This window comes from Pseudonocardia oceanicola (genome assembly GCF_047200735.1).
Classification (GTDB): Bacteria; Actinomycetota; Actinomycetes; order Mycobacteriales; family Pseudonocardiaceae; genus Pseudonocardia.
Map to the genome: position 1 here is coordinate 1 of NZ_JBJZON010000047.1, position 20,969 is coordinate 20,969.

21 protein-coding genes are annotated in these 20,969 nt (G+C 73.8%); 14 read left to right on the forward strand and 7 right to left on the reverse strand.

Annotated elements, in window-relative coordinates:
* From ACL02T_RS33945 to ACL02T_RS33965, 5 genes are all read left to right on the forward strand, one after another.
* The coding region (locus ACL02T_RS33945) for an HIT family protein (protein ID WP_412834929.1) at nucleotides 1–449 on the forward strand (449 nt) is incomplete at its 5' end.
* A gap of 3 nt (nucleotides 450–452) precedes the next feature.
* A complete protein-coding gene (locus ACL02T_RS33950; protein WP_412834930.1) occupies nucleotides 453–1,073 on the forward strand; it encodes a histidine phosphatase family protein in 621 nt (206 codons plus the stop codon).
* 70 nt (nucleotides 1,074–1,143) lie between these two features.
* Nucleotides 1,144–3,129 (forward strand): 1-deoxy-D-xylulose-5-phosphate synthase, encoded by a 1,986-nt coding sequence (gene dxs, locus ACL02T_RS33955; protein WP_412834947.1) that lies wholly within the window; start codon nucleotides 1,144–1,146, stop codon nucleotides 3,127–3,129.
* On the forward strand, nucleotides 3,129–3,794 hold the full coding sequence (locus tag ACL02T_RS33960) for a response regulator transcription factor (protein WP_037041403.1): 666 nt from the start codon (nucleotides 3,129–3,131) through the stop codon (nucleotides 3,792–3,794). Before dxs ends, ACL02T_RS33960 begins: the two co-directional genes overlap by 1 nt.
* A 21-nt stretch (nucleotides 3,795–3,815) precedes the next feature.
* Nucleotides 3,816–4,952, forward strand: coding sequence for a sensor histidine kinase (locus tag ACL02T_RS33965; protein ID WP_412834931.1), 1,137 nt, complete (start codon nucleotides 3,816–3,818; stop codon nucleotides 4,950–4,952).
* A 13-nt stretch (nucleotides 4,953–4,965) separates the two neighbouring features.
* Here the strand turns inward: ACL02T_RS33965 and ACL02T_RS33970 are convergent, their stop codons facing one another.
* Nucleotides 4,966–5,946 carry a glycosyltransferase family 2 protein gene (locus tag ACL02T_RS33970; protein WP_412834932.1) on the reverse strand — a complete coding sequence of 327 codons (981 nt, stop codon included), beginning with the start codon at nucleotides 5,944–5,946 and terminating at the stop codon, nucleotides 4,966–4,968.
* A gap of 157 nt (nucleotides 5,947–6,103) precedes the next feature.
* Between ACL02T_RS33970 and ACL02T_RS33975 the strand changes: the two genes are divergently transcribed.
* Entirely contained in the window at nucleotides 6,104–6,994 is an 891-nt protein-coding gene (locus ACL02T_RS33975; protein WP_412834933.1) for an ATP-grasp fold amidoligase family protein, read from the forward strand.
* Nucleotides 6,995–7,002: 8 nt separating this feature from the next.
* On the opposite strand, the gene ACL02T_RS33980 is transcribed toward ACL02T_RS33975, so the two are convergent.
* Nucleotides 7,003–8,379 carry a lipopolysaccharide biosynthesis protein gene (locus tag ACL02T_RS33980; RefSeq protein WP_412834934.1) on the reverse strand — a complete coding sequence of 459 codons (1,377 nt, stop codon included), beginning with the start codon at nucleotides 8,377–8,379 and terminating at the stop codon, nucleotides 7,003–7,005.
* Entirely contained in the window at nucleotides 8,376–9,749 is a 1,374-nt protein-coding gene (locus ACL02T_RS33985; protein ID WP_412834935.1) for a UDP-glucose dehydrogenase family protein, read from the reverse strand. Before ACL02T_RS33985 ends, ACL02T_RS33980 begins: the two co-directional genes overlap by 4 nt.
* Nucleotides 9,750–9,989: 240 nt before the next feature.
* Between ACL02T_RS33985 and ACL02T_RS33990 the strand changes: the two genes are divergently transcribed.
* The gene (locus ACL02T_RS33990; protein ID WP_412834936.1) at nucleotides 9,990–11,216 is read left to right on the forward strand and encodes an FAD-dependent monooxygenase; all 1,227 of its coding nucleotides are present in this window, start codon (nucleotides 9,990–9,992) and stop codon (nucleotides 11,214–11,216) included.
* Between the two features lie 53 nt (nucleotides 11,217–11,269).
* On the opposite strand, the gene ACL02T_RS33995 is transcribed toward ACL02T_RS33990, so the two are convergent.
* The 4 genes from ACL02T_RS33995 to ACL02T_RS34010 all read right to left on the reverse strand — a co-directional run bounded on the left by ACL02T_RS33995 (nucleotide 11,270) and on the right by ACL02T_RS34010 (nucleotide 14,831).
* Entirely contained in the window at nucleotides 11,270–11,812 is a 543-nt protein-coding gene (locus ACL02T_RS33995) for a flavodoxin domain-containing protein (protein ID WP_412834937.1), read from the reverse strand.
* A gap of 108 nt (nucleotides 11,813–11,920) precedes the next feature.
* The gene (locus ACL02T_RS34000) at nucleotides 11,921–13,186 is read right to left on the reverse strand and encodes an HRDC domain-containing protein (protein WP_412834938.1); all 1,266 of its coding nucleotides are present in this window, start codon (nucleotides 13,184–13,186) and stop codon (nucleotides 11,921–11,923) included.
* Nucleotides 13,187–13,277: 91 nt separating this feature from the next.
* The gene (locus ACL02T_RS34005; RefSeq protein ID WP_156067259.1) at nucleotides 13,278–13,931 is read right to left on the reverse strand and encodes a response regulator; all 654 of its coding nucleotides are present in this window, start codon (nucleotides 13,929–13,931) and stop codon (nucleotides 13,278–13,280) included.
* Nucleotides 13,932–14,237: 306 nt separating this feature from the next.
* Nucleotides 14,238–14,831, reverse strand: a complete 594-nt coding sequence (locus ACL02T_RS34010) for a DUF3000 domain-containing protein (RefSeq protein WP_412834939.1) — start codon at nucleotides 14,829–14,831, stop codon at nucleotides 14,238–14,240.
* Between the two features lie 105 nt (nucleotides 14,832–14,936).
* On the opposite strand from ACL02T_RS34010, the gene hemE reads away from it, so the two are divergent.
* The 7 genes from hemE to ACL02T_RS34045 all read left to right on the forward strand — a co-directional run bounded on the left by hemE (nucleotide 14,937) and on the right by ACL02T_RS34045 (nucleotide 20,934).
* Complete coding sequence (gene hemE / locus ACL02T_RS34015) at nucleotides 14,937–15,989, forward strand: uroporphyrinogen decarboxylase (protein ID WP_412834940.1); 1,053 nt, start codon at nucleotides 14,937–14,939, stop codon at nucleotides 15,987–15,989.
* Complete coding sequence (gene hemG, locus ACL02T_RS34020) at nucleotides 15,989–17,482, forward strand: protoporphyrinogen oxidase (RefSeq protein WP_412834941.1); 1,494 nt, start codon at nucleotides 15,989–15,991, stop codon at nucleotides 17,480–17,482. Before hemE ends, hemG begins: the two co-directional genes overlap by 1 nt.
* Nucleotides 17,455–18,150: a hydrogen peroxide-dependent heme synthase gene (gene hemQ / locus ACL02T_RS34025; RefSeq protein ID WP_412834942.1), complete on the forward strand. Its 696-nt coding sequence runs from the start codon at nucleotides 17,455–17,457 to the stop codon at nucleotides 18,148–18,150. The genes hemG and hemQ overlap by 28 nt, the downstream gene beginning before the upstream one ends.
* A 365-nt stretch (nucleotides 18,151–18,515) precedes the next feature.
* Nucleotides 18,516–19,391, forward strand: a complete 876-nt coding sequence (locus ACL02T_RS34030) for a tyrosine-type recombinase/integrase (RefSeq protein WP_412834943.1) — start codon at nucleotides 18,516–18,518, stop codon at nucleotides 19,389–19,391.
* 193 nt (nucleotides 19,392–19,584) lie between these two features.
* The gene (locus tag ACL02T_RS34035) at nucleotides 19,585–19,860 is read left to right on the forward strand and encodes a hypothetical protein (RefSeq protein WP_412834944.1); all 276 of its coding nucleotides are present in this window, start codon (nucleotides 19,585–19,587) and stop codon (nucleotides 19,858–19,860) included.
* Nucleotides 19,857–20,126, forward strand: a complete 270-nt coding sequence (locus tag ACL02T_RS34040; RefSeq protein ID WP_412834945.1) for a hypothetical protein — start codon at nucleotides 19,857–19,859, stop codon at nucleotides 20,124–20,126. The genes ACL02T_RS34035 and ACL02T_RS34040 overlap by 4 nt, the downstream gene beginning before the upstream one ends.
* Before the next feature lie 115 nt (nucleotides 20,127–20,241).
* Nucleotides 20,242–20,934 carry a hypothetical protein gene (locus ACL02T_RS34045; RefSeq protein ID WP_412834946.1) on the forward strand — a complete coding sequence of 231 codons (693 nt, stop codon included), beginning with the start codon at nucleotides 20,242–20,244 and terminating at the stop codon, nucleotides 20,932–20,934.
* The last annotated feature ends 35 nt before the right edge of the window (nucleotides 20,935–20,969 follow it).

Sequence of the window (20,969 nt, forward strand, 5' to 3'; positions counted from 1 at the left end):
AGTCCGCCGTGATGAGCACCGTGTTCACGAAGATCATCGACGGCGAGCTGCCCGGCCGGTTCGTCTGGTCCGACGAGCGCTGCGTCGGGTTCCTGTCGATCAACCCGCTCGGGCCGGGACACACCCTGGTGGTGCCGCGCGAGGAGGTCGACCACTGGGTCGACGCCGACCCGGACCTGGTCGCGCACCTCACCGGCGTCTCGCACACGATCGCCAAGGCGGTCGAGGCGATCTGGCAGCCGCCGCGGGTGGGCCTCCTGGTCGCCGGGTTCGAGGTCCCGCACCTGCACCTGCACGTCTTCCCGGCGTGGGACATGGCGGCGTTCGACTTCGCCAACGCCGCGAAGTCCGTCGACGACGCCGAGCAGGACGGGATCGCCGAGCGGCTGCGGACCTCCCTGCGCGAGGCCGGCCACGGCGACCACGTGGCCACCGGCGGGAAGCTCTAGACCATGCGGCTGGTCCTGGTCCGGCACGGACTGCCGGACCGGATCGACGGTGCGCCCGAGGCTGCGGTCCGCGCCGATCCGGCGCTCACCGAGCTGGGCCGCCGGCAGGCCGGGCGGGTGGTCGACGCGCTGGCGGGCGACCCGATCGACGCGGTCTACGCCAGCACCATGGCCCGCGCGCGGCAGACCGCCGAGCCGCTCGCCCTGGCCCGTGGCCTGGCCGTGCGCACGGTGCACGACCTGCGCGAGTACGACGCCGACGAGCAGCAGTACCTGCCGGTGCACGAGCTGGCCCGGGAGAACCCGGAGCAGTGGCGCCGGATGGTGGAGGGCCACCTGCCCGAGCACGTCGACGTCCCGGCCTTCCGCGCCCGGGTCGTCGCCGCGCTGGAGGAGATCGTCGCCGCACACCCGGGCCGGCGGACCGCCGTCGTGTTCGCGCACGCCGGCGTGATCAACATCTATCTCGGGCACCTGCTCGGGATCGAGCCGGCGCTGCCCTTCCCGCTCGACTACACGGGCCTGACCAGGGTCGTCGCCCGCCGCGACGGGGTCCGCAAGGCACGGACGGTCAACGAGCTCGCGCACGTCGCCGACCTGCTGGAGCCCGCCACCCGTGCGTGAGCGCGGTGTCACGGTCCGGTGTCCGCCGGGCCCGGAACCGGCCACCGCTCGTAGAGTGGCGGACGTGAGCGTGCAGCCAACCTCCGTTCTGTCGTCGATCCGGGGCCCGGCCGATCTGAAGCGGCTCGGCCCCGACGCGCTGGCCGGGCTGGCGTCGGAGATCAGGGACTTCCTGGTCAGCGCGGTGTCCCGGACCGGCGGCCACCTCGGGCCGAACCTGGGCGTGATCGAGCTGACCATCGCGGTCCACCGGGTGTTCGACTCCCCGCGGGACACCCTGATCTGGGACACCGGGCACCAGGCCTACGTGCACAAGCTGCTCACCGGCCGTCAGGAGGGCTGGGACCGGCTGAAGAAGACCGGCGGGCTCTCCGGCTACCCCAGCCGGGCCGAGAGCGTGCACGACCACGTGGAGTCCAGCCACGCCTCGTCGTCGCTGTCCTGGGCCGACGGGCTCGCCCGGGCCTACTCGCTGACCGGCCAGCAGCGGCACGTCGTGGCCGTGATCGGCGACGGGGCCCTCACCGGCGGCATGGCCTGGGAGGCGCTGAACAACATCGCCGCGGCCACGGACCGCAACGTCGTCGTCGTGGTCAACGACAACGGCCGCTCCTACGCCCCGACCATCGGCGGCCTCGCCGACCGGCTCGCCACGCTCCGCCTGCAGCCGGGGTACGAGAAGCTGCTCGAGGCCGGCAAGCACACCCTGCGCGGCACGCCGGTGGTCGGCCCGGCCGTGTACGCGGGCCTGCACGCGCTCAAGGCCGGCCTCAAGGACGCGATCAGCCCGCAGGAGCTGTTCGCCGATCTCGGCCTGAAGTACTTCGGCCCGGTCGACGGGCACGACGTGGCCGCCATGGAGTCCGCGCTGCGCCGCGCCCGGCACTTCGGCGGCCCGGTCGTGGTGCACGCGGTGACCCGCAAGGGCAACGGCTACGCCCCGGCCGAGAACGACGAGGCCGAGCAGATGCACAGCCCGGCGGCCTTCGACCCGCGGACGGGCCTGCCGACCGGCCCGAAGACCACCGGCTGGACCAGCGTGTTCGCCGCGGAGCTCGTCCGCCTCGGCGCCGAGCGGCCCGATCTCGTCGCGATCACCGCGGCGATGCTGGGACCGACCGGGCTCGCGACGTTCCAGCAGGAGTTCCCGGAGCGTTGCGTCGACGTCGGGATCGCCGAGCAGCACGCGCTCACCTCGGCGGCCGGCCTCGCGCGCGGCGGGATGCACCCGGTGGTCGCGGTCTACTCGACCTTCCTCAACCGCGCCTTCGACCAGCTGATGATGGACGTGGCGCTGCACCGCGAGGCCGTCACGCTGGTGCTCGACCGGGCTGGGGTCACCGGCAACGACGGGCCCTCGCACAACGGCATGTGGGACCTGTCGATCCTCGGGGTCGTCCCGGGCATCCGGGTCGCCGCCCCCCGCGACGCCGACACCCTCCGCGAGGAGCTGGGCGAGGCCGTCGCGGTCGACGACGGGCCCACCGCGCTGCGCTTCCCGAAGGGCCCGGTCATCGAGTCGGTCCCGGCCGTGCGCCGCGCCGGCACCGTCGACGTGCTGCGCGAGGACCGGGTCAACGGGTCCGAGCCGTCCGTGCTGATGGTGTGCGTGGGTGCGTTCGGCGAGCTGGGGGTGGAGGCCGCCGAGCGGCTGACCCGGCAGGGCGTGCCCGTCACGGTCGTCGACCCGCGGTGGGTGCTGCCGGTGCCGCCGGAGCTGGTCGAGATGGCGCGGGCGCACCAGCTCGTCGTCACCGTCGCCGACGCCGGGCGGCACGGCGGGTTCGGCTCGGCCCTGGCCGACGCGTTGCGCACCGCCGAGGTCGACGTCCCGCAGCGGGACGTGGCCCTGCCGCAGGAGTTCCTCGAGCACGGCGCCCGGTCGGACGTGCTGACCGCCGTCGGGCTCACCGCGCAGGACGTGGCCCGCCGGGTGACCGAGTGGGCCGTGAAGGTCCCGGGGTGCCTGCCCGGGGGGCCGGTGGTGGAGGGTGCGGCCGATCCCACCGCCGCCGCGCTGGACTCCGGCGAGCCCTCGGGCGAGCAGGGGGGCTGATGCGCGTCCTGGTCGTCGAGGACGAGGCCCCGCTGGCGGAGGCGGTCGCCCGCGGCCTGCGGCGGGAGGGCATGGCGGTCGACGTCGCGCTCGACGGCGACACCGGGCACGAGAAGTCCTCGATCACCCGCTACGACGTCGTCGTGCTGGACCGGGACCTGCCCGGGATGCCGGGCGACGACCTGTGCGCCGCCATCGTGGGCGGGGGCGGCACCACGCGGGTCCTCATGCTCACCGCCAGCGGCACGCTCGAGGACAAGGTCGACGGGCTCTCCCGCGGGGCGGACGACTACCTCGCCAAACCCTTCGACTTCCCCGAGCTGGTCGCGCGGGTGCGGGCGCTGGGCCGGCGGTCCGCGCCGGCGGTGCCGCCCGTGCTCGTGGCGGGGGACGTGGCGCTCGACCCGGCGCGGCGCACGGTGACCCGCGCGGCGAGCCCGGTCGAGCTGACCCGCAAGGAGTTCGGCGTGCTCGAGGTGCTGATGGGTGCCGGCGGCGCGGTCGTCTCCAGCGAGGAGCTCCTCGAGCGGGTCTGGGACGAGAACGCGGACCCCTTCACGACCACGGTCCGGGTCACCGTGATGACCCTGCGCAAGAAGCTCGGCGAGCCGGGCGTGATCGAGACCGTGGTCGGCGCCGGGTACCGGGTGCCGTCCGCCGGCTGACGGACCGGCCGGGGAGGGCGGGTGCGCACGCGGCTCACGCTGCGCTGGCAGCTGACGCTGCTCGGCACGGCCCTGGTCGCGCTGGTCAGCGCCCTGCTGCTGTGGCTGGCGTGGCTGCTCGTGGGCGGGGTCGCGGCGTCGGTGCCCTCGCTGCCGCCCGGGACCCCGGTTCGTGTCGGCTCCGTGGAGGTCCCGGCCGAGCAGGTCACCGCCGCGGTGCGGGACGCGGCGCGGGCCGAGGTGCTGCACGCCGGGCTGATCGCCTTCCCGCTGGTCGTGGTGGCCGCGGGGCTGACGTCGTGGGTGCTGGTCGGGCGGGTCCTCGCCCCGCTGCACGAGGTCACCGCGACCGCCCGGCGGCTCTCGGCCGAGAACCTCGACGCCCGCTTGGACCTGCGCGAGGCCCGCGGCGAACTGGCCGAGCTCGCCACCACCTTCGACGCCATGCTGGACCGGCTGCAGGGTGCGTTCGAGGTGCAGCGGCGCTTCGTCGCCAACGCCAGCCACGAGCTGCGCACCCCGCTGTCCGTGCTGCGTACCGAGGTCGACGTGACCCTGGCCGACCCGGCGGCCGACCTCGCCGAGCTGCGCCGGATGGGCGAGGTCGTCCGCGACGCCACGCGCCGCGCGGACGATCTCGTGTCCGGGCTGCTGCTGCTCGCCCGGACCGAGGCGCTGGGGGAGATCGCCGAACGCGCCCGGCGGCCCGTCGACCTGCGCGACACCGGGGCGCACGCCGTGCGGGTCACCGCGACGGAGGCGGCCCGCCGGGGCCTGCGGGTGCGGACGACGGGTGGCCCGGCGCCGGTCTTCGGGGATCCCGCGCTGCTGGAGCGGGTGGCCGGGAACCTGGTGGAGAACGCCGTGCGGCACAACGTCGACGGCGGCTGGATCGAGGTGGGCACCCGGCTCGTCGAGGGCGATGCCGAGCTGCGCGTCTCCTCCAGCGGGCCGGAGATCGACCCGACGCGGGTGGGGGAGCTGTTCGAGCCCTTCCGGCGCGGCCCCGTGCCGCGCACGGGCGGAACCGCGGGTTCGGGGCTGGGACTGTCGATCGTGCGGGCCGTGGTCGCGGCGCACGGGGGCGGGGTCCGGGCCGAGCCGGTGCCGGGTGGGGGCCTGACCGTGGTGGTCCGGTTGCCCACGGGGTGGGGCTGAGCGCCCGGCTCCGTCAGCCGACCGACTGGACGACCTTCGAGATCCCGCCGTAGATGCTCGCCCGTGCGGCGTCCCGGGCGGCGCGCATCTTGACCCGGCCGGCGGGCCCGGCACCGTGCCAGCCGAGCAGCGACTGACCCCAGCGGCTGCGGGCGAGGCGGGCGGGGCCGGCGGCCAGGGCCTGCCGGGCCCATCGCTCGGCGATCTCGTCGTGCCCGTCCCGGTAGGCGAAGACCGCGGGCTGCACGTAGGCCAGCCCCGGGTGCAGCCGGGTCATCATCGGCGCGTACTCGGTGAGCATCTTGTCCAGCGCCTCGTACCGCGCGCCGCGGTTCGAGCTGATGCTGCCGGTGCGCATGAGCCGCATGTCGACCAGGTAGCGGCGGATGCCGTAGAAGAGCGGGGTCGACGACCAGGCGCCGATCCGCAGCCACATCTCCAGGTCGACGGCGCTGGCGATGCTGGTGTCGAACACGCCGACCTCGTCGAAGCAGCTCCGGCGGATCACCAGTGAGCTGCCGTTGTGCGTCGGGTTGTTCTCGGCGAGGAACCGGTCCATGTCGCACGGGCCGGCGGGCTGCCAGCGCGGGCCCACGACGCGCCCGCTCTCCAGCATCACGCGGGTGTGGCAGAAGGTCGCGCCGATCGGGCCGGGCGCGGTGTGCAGGGTGTGCAGCTGGCGGCGGAGGAACTCCGGGTGCCAGCGGTCGTCGCCGTCGAGGAAGGCCACGAAGGGCGCGGTGGTCTCGGCGATGCCGAGGTTGCGCGCCGCGCCGGAGCCCGCGTTGGTGGTCGGGACGAGCCGGATCCGGGCGTCGAGGGCCGCCCTGCCGCGGACGATGTCCGCCGTGTCGTCCGTGGAGCCGTCGTCCACGACGACGTATTCGAAGCGGTCCTCGCTCTGCCGCCTCACCGAGTCGACGGCCTCCCCGATCCACCGCCCGACGTTGTACGCCGGCGTGATCACCGAGACCACCGCTGCATTCTTCGGCACGAATCGGACCCTATCAATTGTGCTCACAGTGCCTGTCTTCGGCCCCATTCACTCTTTCGGTTCGCGTGCCGCGGTGTGATTGCGGGTACACGGTCACTCTTGGTGTTTCCAGGACGTGACGGCGCGGCCTCGCGGGTACTCCGCTATCGTCCCGAGGATGACGTTCGATGCGCGGGTTCTCCTCGCCCGCCGGCTGCGTTTCCTCCCGGACCGGCCCTTCGCCATCGCCAAGCACGCCCTCTTCCAGGGCGAACTCAGCACGCTGCGCAACCCGGTGACCTGGTCCCAGCTGCTCGCCGCGAAGAACCTGCGCGAGCAGGAACCGGTCGTGCGGCAGACGTCAGACAAATACGAGGTGCGCGAGTACGTCGCGGAAAAGGTAGGCAAGGATTACCTCATTCCGCTGTACCAGGTCGTGGACAACGCCGCCGATCTCGACTTCGACGCGATCCCCGGTCCGTGCGTGATCAAGGGAACGCACGGCTGCGACATGACCGTGCTGGTCCCGGACCTGGCCGCCGCGGACCGCGCGGCGATCCGCGAGACGGTTCGGCGCTGGCTCGGCACGGATTTCTACCGGGCGGGGTGGCGGGAGACGCCGTACCGCGGCCTCACCCCCCGCGCGGTCGTCGAGAAGTTCATCGGCACGCCCGAGGGGGACGCGCCGATCGACTACAAGTTCTTCATGTTCGGCGGCGTCTGCGGCATGGTCGTGGTCGACCAGGACCGGTTCACCGGGCACACGTCGACCATGCTCACGCCCGAGTGGAAGCAATACGACATCAGCGGCCGGTTCGCCTTTGCCGAGAGGCTCCCCGAGCAGCCGGCGAACTACGCGGAGATGCTCGGGATCGCCGAGGCACTGAGTGCCGAATTCGCTTTCGCCCGGATCGACCTCTACAACGTCGACGGCGCGATCTTCTTCGGCGAGATCACGCACAACCCCGGCGGCGGGCTGGTGCGGCTGCAGCCGCGCGAATTCGACCGCGCGCTCGGCGACATGTGGCGCCACGGCACCCCGGTCCCCGAGCGGTTCGTCAAGGCCTGACCCGGGTCTCAGCGGAGCCCGGGCCGGCCCTCCCCGCCGGTGGTCGCGGCCGCCGGGACGTGCCCGGTCCGGTGCCCGCGCAGCCAGCGCAGCACCACGGGCCCGACGGCGAGGGCGAGCACGATCTCGACCACGAGCGTCACCCAGCCCACCGAGTTCAGCCCGAGCGGCCCGTGCAGGACCGCGACCCCGGCGATCAGCAGCACCGACTGCACCAGCTGGATCCAGGCGAGCGGGGCCGTGCGGTTCTCCAGGCGCGCCATCGTCATGTACAGCGACACGACCACGCGCGGGAACACCGAGATCATCAGCAGCTGCAGCAGGAAGGTGGCGTTCTCCCGGTACTGCGTGCCGTAGAGCTGCAGCAGCCAGGGCGCGACCAGGGCGATCACCACCGAGGCGGGGAGCACGGTGAGCGCGATGCGGCGCAGCACCGCGCGGGCGTACCGGTGCCCGTGGGCGGGGTCGCGGGCCGCCTCGGCGATCAGCGACGAGGTGATGCCCATCGTCAGCAGGTTGATCGCCGTGAAGACCGTCTGTGCCGGGAGGAAGTACGCGCCCTCCTCCGGGCCCATCAGCCCGACGATCAGGACCGGCAGGAAGGTCGACGACATCTGGTTGAAGACCTGGCCGGCGTAGTCGCCCGCCATGTACCGGGCCAGCGTCCGGCGGCTCACCGGCTCCTGGTCGGCCCGGGTGGCCGCGACGTGCCGGGGCAGCAGCCTCCGGAAGAGCAGCAGCGTGACCGGGACGATCAGCGCGATCACCGGCAGCGTCCAGGAGGTGAACACGCCGTCGCTCACCGCGGTCTGCGCCACGACGACCAGCAGGACCAGCTTGACGATCCCGTAGATCCCGTTCTCCAGCGGGATCCACAGGGACTCGCGCAGTCCGGTCAACGCCGCGTCCTGCAGGTTGAACAGCGACCAGATGACGACCGAGGCCACGAACCAGAGGCCGAAGGGCAGGGACATGTGGAGGGGGTCGCCCGGGTCGCGGAACAGGTGGCAGTAGACCGCGACCCCACCCGCGCCGAGGATGCCCAGCCCGGACGACACGGCGTAGGACACCAGGATCAGCCGCGCCGAGGCCGTCCCCGACCGGGGCAGGAAGCGGATGAGCGCCTGGCTGAAGTTCAGCTGGGTCAGCACCGACACCAGCAGCATCAGCGAGGTCAGCGCGTTGCCGCGGCCGACCTCGGCCTCGGGGTAGGTCCGGGCGGCGACGACCCAGTAGAGCAGCCCGAAGGCGGAGTTCACCGCCGTGTTGAGCATCAGGGCGTAGGTGTTGCGGTACAGCGGGACTGCGAGCTCCCGGCGGATCGCGTGGATCCGCCCGTGGAGCCCCGTCCGGGGCGGGGTCGGCGCGGTGCCCGGGTGGGTCACCCGTGGCCCCGGCGGGCGTGCGGGCTCTCCCGCGCCTGCCGGCCGATCCCCGACCAGGCGAAGCCCGCGCGGCGCACCACGGCCGGGTCGAGCAGGTTGCGGGTGTCGACGACCGTCCGCGCGGCGACCGTCTCCGCGAGCCGGGTCCAGTCCAGCGACCGGAACTCGGGCCACTCGGTCAGCACCACGATGGCCTCGGCGCCGGCGGCGGCCTCGTACGGGTCGTCGACCAGGGTGAGCATGCGGGGGTCGAGCGTGCCCGCGGCACTCGAGCCCACCGTGACACCGGGGTCGTGGGCGACGAGCTCGGCGCCGGCCTGGCGCAGCAGCGCGGCCACGCCGAGGGCCGGGGAGTCCCGCAGGTCGTCCGTGCCCGCCTTGAAGGTGAGCCCGAACAGGGCCAGCCGGGTCTTGGTGAGGGGCCCGCCGCGGCGGCCGGTGACCGCCACCCGGACCTTGTCGACCATCCGCTGGAACTGGCGGGTGTTGGTGTCGATGCTGGCCCGCAGCAGCCGGAACTCGAAGTCCGCCGAGTCCGCGACCTGCAGCAGGGCGTGGGTGTCCTTGGGCAGGCAGGAGCCGCCCCAGCCCGGGCCGGGGGACAGGAAGGCCTGGCCGATCCGGCGGTCGTAGCCCATGCCCTCGGTCACGTCGGCGACGTCCGCGTCGACCCGCTCGCACAGCTCCGCCAGCGCGTTGACGTAGGAGAGCTTCATGGCGAGGAAGCAGTTCGCCGCGTACTTGATCATCTCCGCGCTGGCCGCGTCGGTGAGCACGGTGGGCGCACCGAGGCGGGCGTAGAGGGCGGCGACGCGCTCGGCCGCGTCCTGCGAGGAGTTCGAGCCGACCACGATACGGTCCGGGTGCAGGAAGTCGTGCACCGCGGAACCCTCGCGGAGGAACTCCGGGTTGCTGGCGACCTCGACGTCCTCCCGGCCGAGCAGCTCCGCGGTGCGGTCCGCGGTGCCCACCGGCACGGTCGACTTGTTGACGACCACGCAGCCGGCGGGCATGGCCTCGCGGACCTCCTCGACGACGGCCTCGACGGCGGCCAGGTCGGCGACCCCGCCGACGCCCATGGGCGTGGGGACGCAGAGGAACATGACCTCGACCGCGCGGCCCTCGGACTCCAGCTCCTTGAGTGCCTGGGCCGCACCGACGACGAACGAGAGCCGGCCGGCGGCCAGGCCCTCGGCGACGAGCTCCGCCAGACCGGGCTCGCGGATGGCGATCTCCCCGCGGGAGAGGGCGGCGACCTTCGTCTCGTCGATGTCGGCGCAGACCACCCGGTGGCCGAGCGAGGCGAGGCAGGCCCCGGTGGTCAACCCCACGTAGCCCGTGCCGACGACGGCGACCGTTCGTGCGAACAAGCTGGCTCCCCCTGATGTGTGCCCGACGACGACACTGCGTCCAACGACCGGGAGGTCGCGTGCGACACGATCGACCGTAGCCCAGCCACCTCGTTGCGGAACGCACAGGTGCACCGCCCCGGATCGCCGGGAAGGTCCCCGGCAATAGTCCGAACGAGTGTCTTGCTACGTTCGCGGCCCGGACGCCCGGCGTTAACCCGCGACGTGTTGGACTCCGGTGGACGAGGGGGAGGGCACGACATGAAGGTGCTGTGCGTCGGCGGCGGACCCGCCGGCCTGTACTCGGCGATCCTGGCGAAGCTGGCCGACCCGACGGCCGAGGTCGAGGTGCTGGAGCGCAACGCACCCGGTGCCACCCACGGCTGGGGCATCACGTTCGGCGAGGACCTCCTCGACGACCTCTACCGGCACGACGCCGAGAGCGGCCGCGCCATCCGCGAGGCGGCGATCCTCTGGGGCGACCAGGTCGTCCGGATCGGGGGGCGGCCGCCCGTGCACCTCGGCGGCAAGTACGGCTTCTCGATGGGCCGCGCCGCGCTGCTGGAGATCCTCGCCGCCCGGGCCGCGCAGCTCGGCGTCACGATCCGCTGGGAGACCGAGCTGCCCGAGGACCGGGTGTCCGACCTCGGCTCCGAGGCCAACCTCGTGATCGCCGCGGACGGGGCGGGCAGCCGGGTGCGGGCCGCGCACGACTTCGGCACCTCGGTGACGACCGGGCGCAACCGCTACGTCTGGCTCGGCACCTCGCGCTACCTCGAACGGTTCACCTTCGCCTTCGAGCGCACGGACGCGGGCTGGATCTGGTTCTACGCCTACCCGTCGACCGGCGGCACGAGCACCTGCATCGTGGAGTGCTCCCCACAGACCTGGGCGGGACTCGGCCTGGACACCGCGGGCGTCGACGAGGGCATCGCCCGCGTCGCGGAGATCTTCGCCGGGCCGCTCGACGGCGAGCCGCTGATGCGCCCGCCGGGTCGGGTCGGCGGCTCGGGTGCCGCCGAGCCCTGGCTCACCTTCCGGCACCTGCGCAACGCCACCTGGCGCCAGGACAACACCGTGCTGATGGGCGACGCCGCGCACACCACGCACTTCGGGATCGGCTCGGGCACCGTGCTGGCCGTGCAGGACGCCGTCCGGCTCGCCGAGTCCCTGAGGCTCTTCGCCGACGACCTGCCGGGCGCGATCGCGGCCTACGACGCGTTGCGGCGCGCCGAGGTCGGGCGGGTGCAGGAGCAGGCGCTGCGGAACATGCACTGGTTCGAGGAGGTCGACCGGTATCTGGACACCCAGGACCCGGTCCGGTTCGCCTACACGCTGCTCGACCGTCGCGGCGACCACCCCGAGGCCTGGCGCTACCAGCTGCACAAGGCCACCCAGGTCGACGGACTGCGGAAGGTGCGCAAGGGCGTCACGACGGTCCGCCGCACGGTCCGCGCAGTCAGGCGCGGCGAGCGGGTGGGGCCGTAGGGACCGGGCCCGCCTCCGGCCCGCCCGGCCCCTCGCTCGGCCCGGCCCCTCGCTCAGCCCGGCCCGGTCGACGCGGTGGTGAGCCGGGCGGCGATGTCCGCGGCCCAGGCGTCGATCGCCGGCCAGTTGCGGTGATCGCCGTGGTGTCCGCCCAGGACGCGGAGGAAGACGTCGCCGGCGCGGGACCAGTCCCCCCGGGCGATCGCCCCCGCGAAGTTCCGGTGCTCGCGGGGGTGGATCGCGCTCCGCAGCGCGGTGACCTCGGGGGTCTCCGTGCGCAGGGCACGGAGCGCGCGCGCGACCGCCGGCGCGATCATGCTCTCCTGATCGCCCAGCGTGCCGACGCTGAAGAGCCATGTCGGCCGTTCGCGCAGCGTCGCGGCGTTGCGCAGGGCGAACTCACGGGCCTCCGGGAGCCATCTCCCGTTGTGGACGGCGCTGCCGAGGACCACCGCGTCGTAGCCGGCGAGGTCCGTGAGCTCCGCGACCGGGCGCACCTCGGCGGCGATGCCGCTCGAACGGAGCCCGCGGCCGAGCCGGTCGGCCACCCCCTCGGTGGACCCGTGCCGGGTCGCGAACGCGATCAGCGCGATCATCGGACACACCTCCCGCTCGTCCCGCGTCGAGTGTGAGTCCGGGTGAGGCCGGAGATCAGGGGCGGACGACCCCGCTCCGGATGCCGCCGGGCGCCGGCGCGCAGGGACCTACGGCTGCGTCCGCGGGGAGAGGGCCTTCTCGAGCACCGGGGCGGTCAGCGCGATCTGCCAGGTCCGCGCGCCGCCCCGCTCGAGGAAGAGCGGGACGTCCCCGTCCGACGGCGGGGACCAGCACAGCCGGCGCAGCAGGTCCGGCTGCAGCAGGTTCTCGACCGGCACCGACCAGCTCTCGGACAGCTCGGCGAGGCCGGTGCGGGCGGCGGAGAGCCGGGCCGCGGCGGCGGGGTCGCGATCGGACCAGCGGGACACCGGCGGCGGCCCGTCGGCGGCCGCGGCGGACCGGGGGAGCTCGGAGTCGGGCAGGGTCTGCGCCGACCGGAGCGCCTCGAACCAGTACGACTCGAGCCGGCGCTGCGCCCGCCCGCGGAAGACCGGCAGCTGCGAGAGCGCCTTGGGGCTGGTGGGGGAGGCGACGGCCGCCTCCACGATCGCCGAGTCCGGCAGTACCCGGCCGGGCGCGACGTCCCGCTCGGCGGCCAGCCGGTCCCGGGCCTCCCACAGCGCCCGGACGGCGGCGAGCGCCCGCGGCTTGCGCACCTTGTGGATCCCCGACGTGCGTCGCCACGGATCGGCGCGCGGGGGCGGCGGCCCGGCCGTGCGGACCGCCTCGAACTCCTCGAGCGCCCACCCGAGCTTGCCCTGCTCCTGCAGCAGCGCGGCCAGGGCGTCCCGCAGCTCGACGAGCACCTCGACGTCGAGCGCGGCGTAGACGAGCCAGTCCTCGGGCAGCGGGCGGCGGGACCAGTCCGCCGCGCCGTGGCCCTTCTCCAGACTCAGCCCGAGCATCCGCTCGGTGAGCGGGCCGAGGCCGACGCGGGGCAGGCCGGCCAGCCGGCCGGCCAGCTCGGTGTCGAACAGGCGGGCCGGGCGCAGTCCCGCCTCGGCGAGGCAGGGCAGGTCCTGCGAGGCCGCGTGGAGCACCCACTCGGGGCCGTCGAGGGCCGGCGCCAGCCCGGTCAGGTCGCCCCCGAGAGGGATGGGGTCGACGAGCGCGGTACCGGACCCGGCCCGGCGCAGCTGCACCAGGTAGGCGCGCTGGGAGTACCGGAATCCGGAGGCGCGCTCGGCGTCGACGGCGATCGGTCCGGTCCCGGCCGCCAGCGCCGCCGTGGTGTCGGCGAGCGCGGCCGCGTCCCGCACGACCTCGGGGAGCCCGTCGACCGGCCGCAGCAGCGGCGTGGGGGCTTCCCCCTCTGCGTCGCCCGAGGTGCCCCCGTCGACGGTCGGCTTCGCACGCTCCGCCTCCGCAGGCACGGCTGAGGGGCCGGCCGCCGCATCACGCGGCGCCGGCCCGCCCCCCGAGCCGTGCAGAGTCAACGGTCGACTCCGCGAGCATCATCTCCTGTCAGCGGATGACCCCGGCTCTCATGGCGAGCGCGACCATCTGCGCGCGGTCACCGGTGCCGAGCTTGCGCCCGATCCGCGAGAGGTGGCTCTTCACGGTCAGCGCGGACAGGCTCAGCGCCTCGCCGATCTCCTTGTTCGACTGACCGTCCGCCACGAGCTGGAGCACCTCGACCTCACGGGCCGACAGCTCCCGCGGGGTGTTGTCGGTCCCCGGCACGCGGGTGCCCGTCGCCAGCAGGGGCGCGACGGTCGGGTCGGCGTAGACCCCGCCGTCGAGCACCCGCTTGACCCCGTCGGTGACGACGGCGGGTGAGGCGGACTTGAGCAGGTACGCCTGCGCCCCGGCCTGGAAGGCCGAGCGGACGGCGTACGGATCGTCCGAGGAGGCCAGCACGACCAGCCGGTTCCACCCGAGCTGGCGCAGCTCGGTGACGAGGTCGAGGCCGCTGCCGTCCGGCAGGCCGAGGTCGAGGATCGCGAGGTCGCACGGCCCGTTGGCCTGCGCCCGCGCACGTGCCTCGGCGACCGAGGCCGCCTCGTGCACCGTGCCGGCGCCCATGGACCGCAGCCGGGCCGCGATGGCCTCCCGCAGCAGCGGGTGGTCGTCGACCACCAGCACGGTGAACTGCTCTTCCCGCGGATGGGGAACCATCGCGGGCTGGAGCACGGCACCCGGGGTGCCGCGCAAGGGTGTGCCCTGGCCTACTACGGCCACGTCACTACCTCCCTGGAGTCGGTCGTTGCCCCCCGACCAACACCGGGACCCCGGTGGGACGGAGAGTTGCGCCCGACCGCCCGAGGAGGTGTCGTGGAGGAACTGTAGCCCCCCAAGCGGTCTAACGTCGTGTATCCGATCGAACTTCTCCGGGTGAAAGTTACAGCGTTGTCGGCGGTGATGCGCCCAGTCGGGTGATCAACGCTCCGTACCCGGTCCGTGACCAGCACGTTCGCTCCCGAATCACACACTTCGCCGCGCGAGTGTCCGAACTCCCACCGGCGGAAGTCCCGCAGCGGTGGCCACCAGTGTGCAGAACGCCTCCCCGTGTGCCGCAAGGTCCCCCTCCGGTTCCAGTGGCGTCCAGGAGGCGCGCAGCTCCACGTCGTCGTCCCGCTTGGGGCCGGCGATGTCGCCGAAGCGCACCGAGGAGGTCTGGGTCACGGTCCCACCGAGCGCGGTGTGCCGGCCGCCGAGGTCGGTGAGCGCCTCGGAGAGCCAGGACCACGCGACGACCGGGAGCATCTCGTCGCCCAGCTGCTCGCGCTCGAGCCGCGCCTGGACGAAACAGACGAACCGGAACTGCCCCTCCCAGGCCTCCTGTCCGGCCGGGTCGTGCAGCAGGATCAGCCGTCCGGACGTATCGGGTTCGTCCAGGTCGTCCGTGCCGTCCCCGCGGTGCACGATGTCGGCCTCGACGCTCGTCGCCCAGCTGTACGGGGCGAGCCGCGGCGGTGCCTCGAGCGGCCGGACCACCAGCTCGGGTCGGGGCCGGACGGCCGCGAGGGACTCGACCGCGCGGCGGAACAGCGGTGGTGGGGCGGCGGGATCGGGCACGGGGCGGGACTGTAGGTCGGCGGCGGGACCGGCGGAAACAGGCGCGCCGCGCTCCGATCGGGTCGATCTGCGTCGCTCCCGGCCCACGTGGGACGATGAGGTGTGATGAACGCCCTCACCACCGTGCCGAGCCGGAGGTCGCTGCCCGGGTCCGCCTTCCTCGCTGCGGCGCGCGGCGAGCGCCCCGAGCGCCTTCCGGTGTGGTTCATGCGCCAGGCCGGTCGCTCGCTGCCGGAGTACCGGGCCCTGCGTGCGGACACCGGGATGGTGCAGGCCTGCCTGACCCCGGACCTCACCTGCGAGATCACGATGCAGCCGATCCGCCGGCACGGGGTCGACGCGGCGATCCTGTTCTCCGACATCGTCGTCCCGCTGTACGCCGCCGGGATCGGGGTCGACATCGTGCCCGGCACCGGGCCCGTCGTCGCCTCGCCGGTACGCACCGCGGCCGACGTGGCCGCCCTGCCCACGCTGCACACGGGCCAGGTCGAGCCGGTCACGGACGCGGTGGCGCTGCTGCTGCGCGAGCTGGGGGAGACGCCCCTGATCGGCTTCGCGGGCGCCCCCTTCACCCTGGCCTCGTACCTGGTGGAGGGCGGGCCCAGCCGCAACCACGAGCGGACCAAGGCGCTGATGCGGTCCGCCCCGGACGTGTGGCACGCGCTGATGGCGCACCTCGCCGAGATCACGGCCACGTTCCTGGAGGCGCAGATCGCCGCGGGGGTCGACGCCGTCCAGCTGTTCGACTCCTGGGCGGGCGCGCTCTCCGAGCGGGACTACCGGCGCTTCGTGCTGCCGCACTCGGCCGCCGTGCTCGCCCGGGTCGCGGGGGCCGGCATCCCGCGCTTCCACTTCGGCGTCGGCACCGCCGAGCTGCTGGGCGCGATGACCGAGGCCGGTGCGGACGTCATCGGCGTCGACTGGCGCACCCCGCTCGACGTCGCGGCCCGTCGGGCCGGCGGCCGGGTCCCGGTGCAGGGCAATCTCGATCCCGCGGTGCTGTTCGCGGACTTCGCCTCCGTCGCCGACGAGGTCCGGCGGATCGCCGCCGAGGGTGCCCGCGCGCCCGGGCACGTGTTCAACCTGGGGCACGGGGTGCTGCCGGGCACCGACCCCGACATGATCACCCGCACCGTCGAGCTGGTGCACTCGCTGTAGTGGCCCCCACGGCCCCTCCATCGGTCGCCGTCGTCGGGGGCGGGATCTCGGGACTGGCCGCGGCCCACCGGCTGCGGACCCTGCTCGGGCCGGCGGCCCGGATCGTGGTGGTCGAGCGGTCGGGCCGGATCGGCGGCGTGCTGCGGACCGTCGACCTCGCCGGGCGCCCGTTCGACGTCGGCGCGGAGGCCTTCCTCGCCCGCCGCCCCGAGGTCCCCGCCCTGCTGGCCGAGCTCGGTCTCGCGGACGAGGTCGTGCACCCCACGGGTGCGCGGCCGACCATCCGCGCGGGCGGCCGCACGGTCGGCATGCCGGGCGGCACCCTCATGGGCGTCCCGACGGCCGGGGCCCGGCTCGCCGGCGTGCTGTCCGAGGCCGGGCTCGCGGCCGCGGCCGCGGAGCCGGAGAAACCGCTGGGGTGGGAAGCCGGCCAGGATGCGGCGCTGGGGGTCCTGCTGCGCGAGCGGTTCGGCCCCGAGGTCCCGGCCCGGCTGACCGACCCGCTGCTCGGCGGCGTCTACGCCGGCCGGGTGGACGCGCTCGGCCTGCGCGCCACCGTGCCCGCCCTCGCCGCCGCCCTCGACGCCGGCGCCGCGTCGCTCACCGAGGCCGCGACCCGCGCCGCCCCGCCCGTGCCCGCTCCGGACCGGGAGTCCGGCGGGCCCCGTGTGGCCGGTCAGGCGGGCGGGCCCGTGTTCGGCGCCGTCCGCGGGGGCTACGGCCTGCTGCTCGACGCCCTGCGCGCCGCGTCCGGCGCCGAGCTGCGGCTGGGCAGCACGGTGCGGGAGCTGGAGGCCCGGAAGCGCGGCTGGCGGCTCGTGCTCGGTCCGACGACCGCGCCCGAGGCCCTCGACGTCGACGCGGTCGTCCTCGCCGTCCCGGCCCCGGCGGTGCGGAAGCTCCTCGCGGGGCCCGTCCCGGCCGCGGCGACCGCGGTCGCGGGGATCGAGCTCGCGTCGTCGGTCGTGGTCGCCCTCGCCTTCCGCGGGATCGTCGGGCCCGAGACGTCCGGGGTGCTGGTCGCGGCGGACGAGCCGCTGGCGATCAAGGCCGCCACGCACTCGTCGGCCAAGTGGGCGCACGTCTCGCCCGACGGTCTCGTCCGGCTCCGGGTCTCGCTCGGTCGCTTCGGCGAGGCCGCGACCCTGCAGGTCGACGACGCGGAGCTGGTCGCGCGGGCCCGCGCGGACCTCGCGACGCTGCAGGGGATCACCGCCGACCCGGTCGCGGTGCACGTCCAGCGCTGGGGCGGCGGGCTGCCGCAGTACGCACCCGGCCACCTGGACCGGGTGGCCGCGCTGGAGGCCGCGGTGGCGGAGATCCCGGGGCTGGAGGTCGCCGGCGCCGCGCTGCACGGGGTCGGCGTGCCGGCCTGCGTCGGGACCGCCCGCGCCGCCGCGGAACGCCTGGCGGCAGCGGTGGGGACCGCAGATCCCCGCCGCGAGCCGCGTGGCACCATGGACGCATGGCCCGCCTCGACTACGCCGAGCTGAACGCGACGATCCGCTACACCATGTGGTCGGTCTTCCGGGTGGAACCCGGGAAGCTGGGCGACGAGCGCTCCGGCGCGGCCACCCAGGCCGCCGAGTTCGTGGAGGCCCTCGAGGGCAAGGGCGTCGTGGTGCGCGGGGTCTACGACCTGGCGGGCCTGCGGGCCGACGCCGACTACATGATCTGGTGGCACGCGGAGAACGTCGAGGCGCTGCAGGCGGCCTACGCCGACCTCCGCCGCGAGACCGCGCTCGGGCGCGCGTCGGTGCCGGTGTGGAGCCAGACGGCGCTGCACCGCCCGGCGGAGTTCAACAAGAGCCACATCCCGGCCTTCCTCGCGGGCGAGGACCCGAAGAAGTACGTCTGCGTGTACCCGTTCGTCCGCAGCTACGAGTGGTACCTCCTGCCCGACGACGAGCGCCGGACGATGCTCGCCGACCACGGCAGGGAAGCCCGGGACTACCCGGACGTGCGGGCCAACACGGTGCCCGCCTTCGCCCTGGGCGACTACGAGTGGATCCTGGCCTTCGAGGCCGACGAGCTGTACCGGATCGTCGACCTCATGCGCCATCTGCGCGGCACCGAGGCACGTCGCCACGTCCGCGAGGAGATCCCCTTCTACACCGGCCCGCGGGTGCAGATCGGCGACCTGGTCACCACCCTGCCCTGACCCGCGGCCCCGTTCGACCCGCGGCCCCGTTCGACCCGCGGCCCCGCCCGTTCGACCCGCGGCCCCGCCCGATCGACGCGAGAAGGCCCCGCACCGCCGCGGTGCGGGGCCTTCTCGCGTTGCGGGGCCGCTACTCGGCCGGCTCGAGCGTCATCGAGATCGAGTTGGTGCAGTAGGCGTGTTCGTCCGACTGCGCCTGTCGTTCATCCGCTTGCAGCCTGATGGACGCTGCAAGTATTACAGCCTGCAACCAAGCTGTTACTGTGACGTCCGTATCGCCCGTTTCGCGGTGTGTCCGCTTGACTACTGGTGGCAACGTCGTCCGCCTAGTCGGGGGACTGGATAGCACCGCGAATGACGAGGCGATGACCGACCCACCTCAGGGGTCGTACCGCACGGAGCACGTCGGGTATCTGGTCGAGCACTTGAACTGGATGCGCCGGTGCGGCCGTGCTGACCGCACCATCAAAGCGCGTGCCCAGGTGCTGACCTGGCTCGCCGAGTTCCTCGGACACGACCCCTCGACCGCGACGATCGAGGAGCTCGAGATGTGGCAGAACGCGATGCGCAGCCGGGACAAGCTGCGCTGGTGCACGGCAATGATTCGTCCCTACTACCGCTACCTGCACCAGCGGGGCCTGCGCCGGGACGATCCCGCAGCGTTGCTCGCGATTCCCCGTCCGCGAAGGAAGCTGCCCCGGCCGATCCCCGACGACCGGCTCATGGCGGCAATCGCGGCCGCGCCACGGCGCATCCTTCCCTGGCTTCTGCTGGCCGGCTGGTGCGGAATGCGTGCCGGTGAGGTCGCGGGGATGCACCGGCGCAACATCGTCCTCGATGCCCGTGGCACTTACTGGATCCGCATCGTGGGGAAGGGGGAGCACGAGCGGGACATCCCGGTCCCCGGCTGGGTGTGGGAGATCATCGACCCGCTCATGGCGCCCTCCGGTCTCTGCTGGCGGCGACAACGTGGAACCGGCCCGGTCACCGCTCAGCACGTCAGCCAGTACTGCAATGAGTACCTCCACGGCGAAGGTATTCCAGACACGCTCCACTCTCTCCGGCATCGAGTGGCGACACTCGTCGCCGAGGACACCCGCGATCTACGCCTGGTGCAGGACCTCCTTGGTCACTCGGATCTGTCGTCCCTGCACGTCTACACCCGGGTGCAGAACCGCAGGATCGCTGAGGCCGTTGAGGCTCTACCCAGGCCGCCGCTCGAGTTGCTGCTCCGGACCTAATAAGCCGGGGTGACAAGGTCAGCGATGGTGGCTGGCGCGCGTGGGGAAGCGTGCGGTCGGTCGACTGTCGTCTCGGCGCTGCCGCAACCGATTCGGAAGCGCTGGCATCAACCATGAAAGAGCGGCCCGTGGCCGGTGTGGGAGCACCAGCCACGGGCCTGAGGACCACCACCTATCCAGGAGGCGATGGACCGTGCGAGCACGATACGAGGAGCTCAACCTCGACAGCGCAGCGCGATGCCCGCTCGGGCACCGCTGCGAGTCCTGTGGAACCGCTGACGGGCCGCTCGCGGTCCGCACCGCCACCACACCGCTCGGGGTGCTGTGCCTGACGCTGTGCCCGCCCTGCGCGGCGACCGGTGGGCCGCCGCCGATCACCGTCGGGACGGCCGCCCGGCTCGTCGGGCAGCACGCCGAGCACCTCGGCGTAGACCTCGACGAGATGGCCGACGCCATGGAGCCCCGATGAGGTGCGCGGCGCGGCGCTGCACCGAGACGGCGAGCTACCTCCTCGAGCGCGGCGAGTGCGTGCTGCAGCTCGCCTGCGAGTTCCACGCCGCGCAGGCCGCGCTGTTCGAGGACCTGGTCGACGTCGTGGCCATCGAGACCCGCCGCTCCCGGCGGGCCGACCCGGCCGCGCCGCCGCGGGCCCCGGCGCCGCGGCGGCCGCCGAACCGGCGTCGACGTCCCCGCCGGCTGGCGCGACGGCCGGCGGGGACACGACGCCAGGCCTGACGAACGCGCCAGCCGAGGGGCTGGTGTCCCGAAGGATCCGTAACGCCCCGAGCTCGCGCGGCGACAGGCCGTGTGACGTCGGGGGACGAAGTACACGAACAGGAGTCGCTCCCCCATGCCCCAGCAGCCCTACCCGCCGCACGGCCAGCACAACCCGTACGGCGGCCAGCCGGGCCCCTACCGCCCCCAGCCGCAGCCCCAGCAGTACGGCCAGCAGTGGGCGCCCCCGCCGCCGGCCCAGGACGGCCAGCAGTTCGGGTTCTCCGGCGACCGGCCGCTGCCCCCGATGCCGCGGCAGCAGGCGCCGAAGAAGCGGAAGAAGTGGCCGTGGATCGTCGGGGCGCTCGTCCTGGTCCCGATCCTCGCCTTCGCCGGCTGCACCGCGCTCGTCGGCGGTGCGATCAGCGCGGTCGACAGCGCCCGTGAGGGCGGGGCGGTTGGCCTGAACGACACCTACACCTACGCATCCGGGGTCGCGGTGTCGGCGAGCACGCCGGAGCCCTACAGCTCGGACAACCCGTACATCGTCGGCAGCGGCGAGCAGGGCTGGGAGTCGACGGTCACGATCACCAACGGCAGCGATAACCCGGTCGGCGCCACGCTGGTCACGATGAACGCCACCGTGAACAACGCGCCGGCCGAGCGCGTGTTCGAGGGCGTCGACCTCGCCACGCAGGACATCGCCCCGGGCCAGTCGCTCGCTGTGCCGTTCCGGTTCAAGACGAAGAAGGGCACGACCGGGCCGTTGCAGATCGCGGTCACGGCCGACTTCAACGAGCCCGTGTTCTTCACCGGCACGATGGCCTGACACCCAGGCGCACGAGCAGAGGGCCCCGACCGCCG

What these genes read in the sequence shown, in the direction of transcription:
- ACL02T_RS33950 (WP_412834930.1), top strand. Translation starts at nt 453, where the DNA reads ATGCGGCTGGTCCTGGTCCGGCACGGACTGCCGGACCGGATCGACGGT.
- ACL02T_RS33960 (WP_037041403.1), top strand. Translation starts at nt 3,129, where the DNA reads ATGCGCGTCCTGGTCGTCGAGGACGAGGCCCCGCTGGCGGAGGCGGTC.
- ACL02T_RS33975 (WP_412834933.1), top strand. Translation starts at nt 6,104, where the DNA reads ATGACGTTCGATGCGCGGGTTCTCCTCGCCCGCCGGCTGCGTTTCCTC.
- ACL02T_RS33990 (WP_412834936.1), top strand. Translation starts at nt 9,990, where the DNA reads ATGAAGGTGCTGTGCGTCGGCGGCGGACCCGCCGGCCTGTACTCGGCG.
- ACL02T_RS33995 (WP_412834937.1), bottom strand. Translation starts at nt 11,812, where the DNA reads ATGATCGCGCTGATCGCGTTCGCGACCCGGCACGGGTCCACCGAGGGG.
- ACL02T_RS34005 (WP_156067259.1), bottom strand. Translation starts at nt 13,931, where the DNA reads ATGGTTCCCCATCCGCGGGAAGAGCAGTTCACCGTGCTGGTGGTCGAC.
- hemE (WP_412834940.1), top strand. Translation starts at nt 14,937, where the DNA reads ATGAACGCCCTCACCACCGTGCCGAGCCGGAGGTCGCTGCCCGGGTCC.
- hemQ (WP_412834942.1), top strand. Translation starts at nt 17,455, where the DNA reads ATGGCCCGCCTCGACTACGCCGAGCTGAACGCGACGATCCGCTACACC.
- ACL02T_RS34030 (WP_412834943.1), top strand. Translation starts at nt 18,516, where the DNA reads ATGACCGACCCACCTCAGGGGTCGTACCGCACGGAGCACGTCGGGTAT.
- ACL02T_RS34040 (WP_412834945.1), top strand. Translation starts at nt 19,857, where the DNA reads ATGAGGTGCGCGGCGCGGCGCTGCACCGAGACGGCGAGCTACCTCCTC.
- ACL02T_RS34045 (WP_412834946.1), top strand. Translation starts at nt 20,242, where the DNA reads ATGCCCCAGCAGCCCTACCCGCCGCACGGCCAGCACAACCCGTACGGC.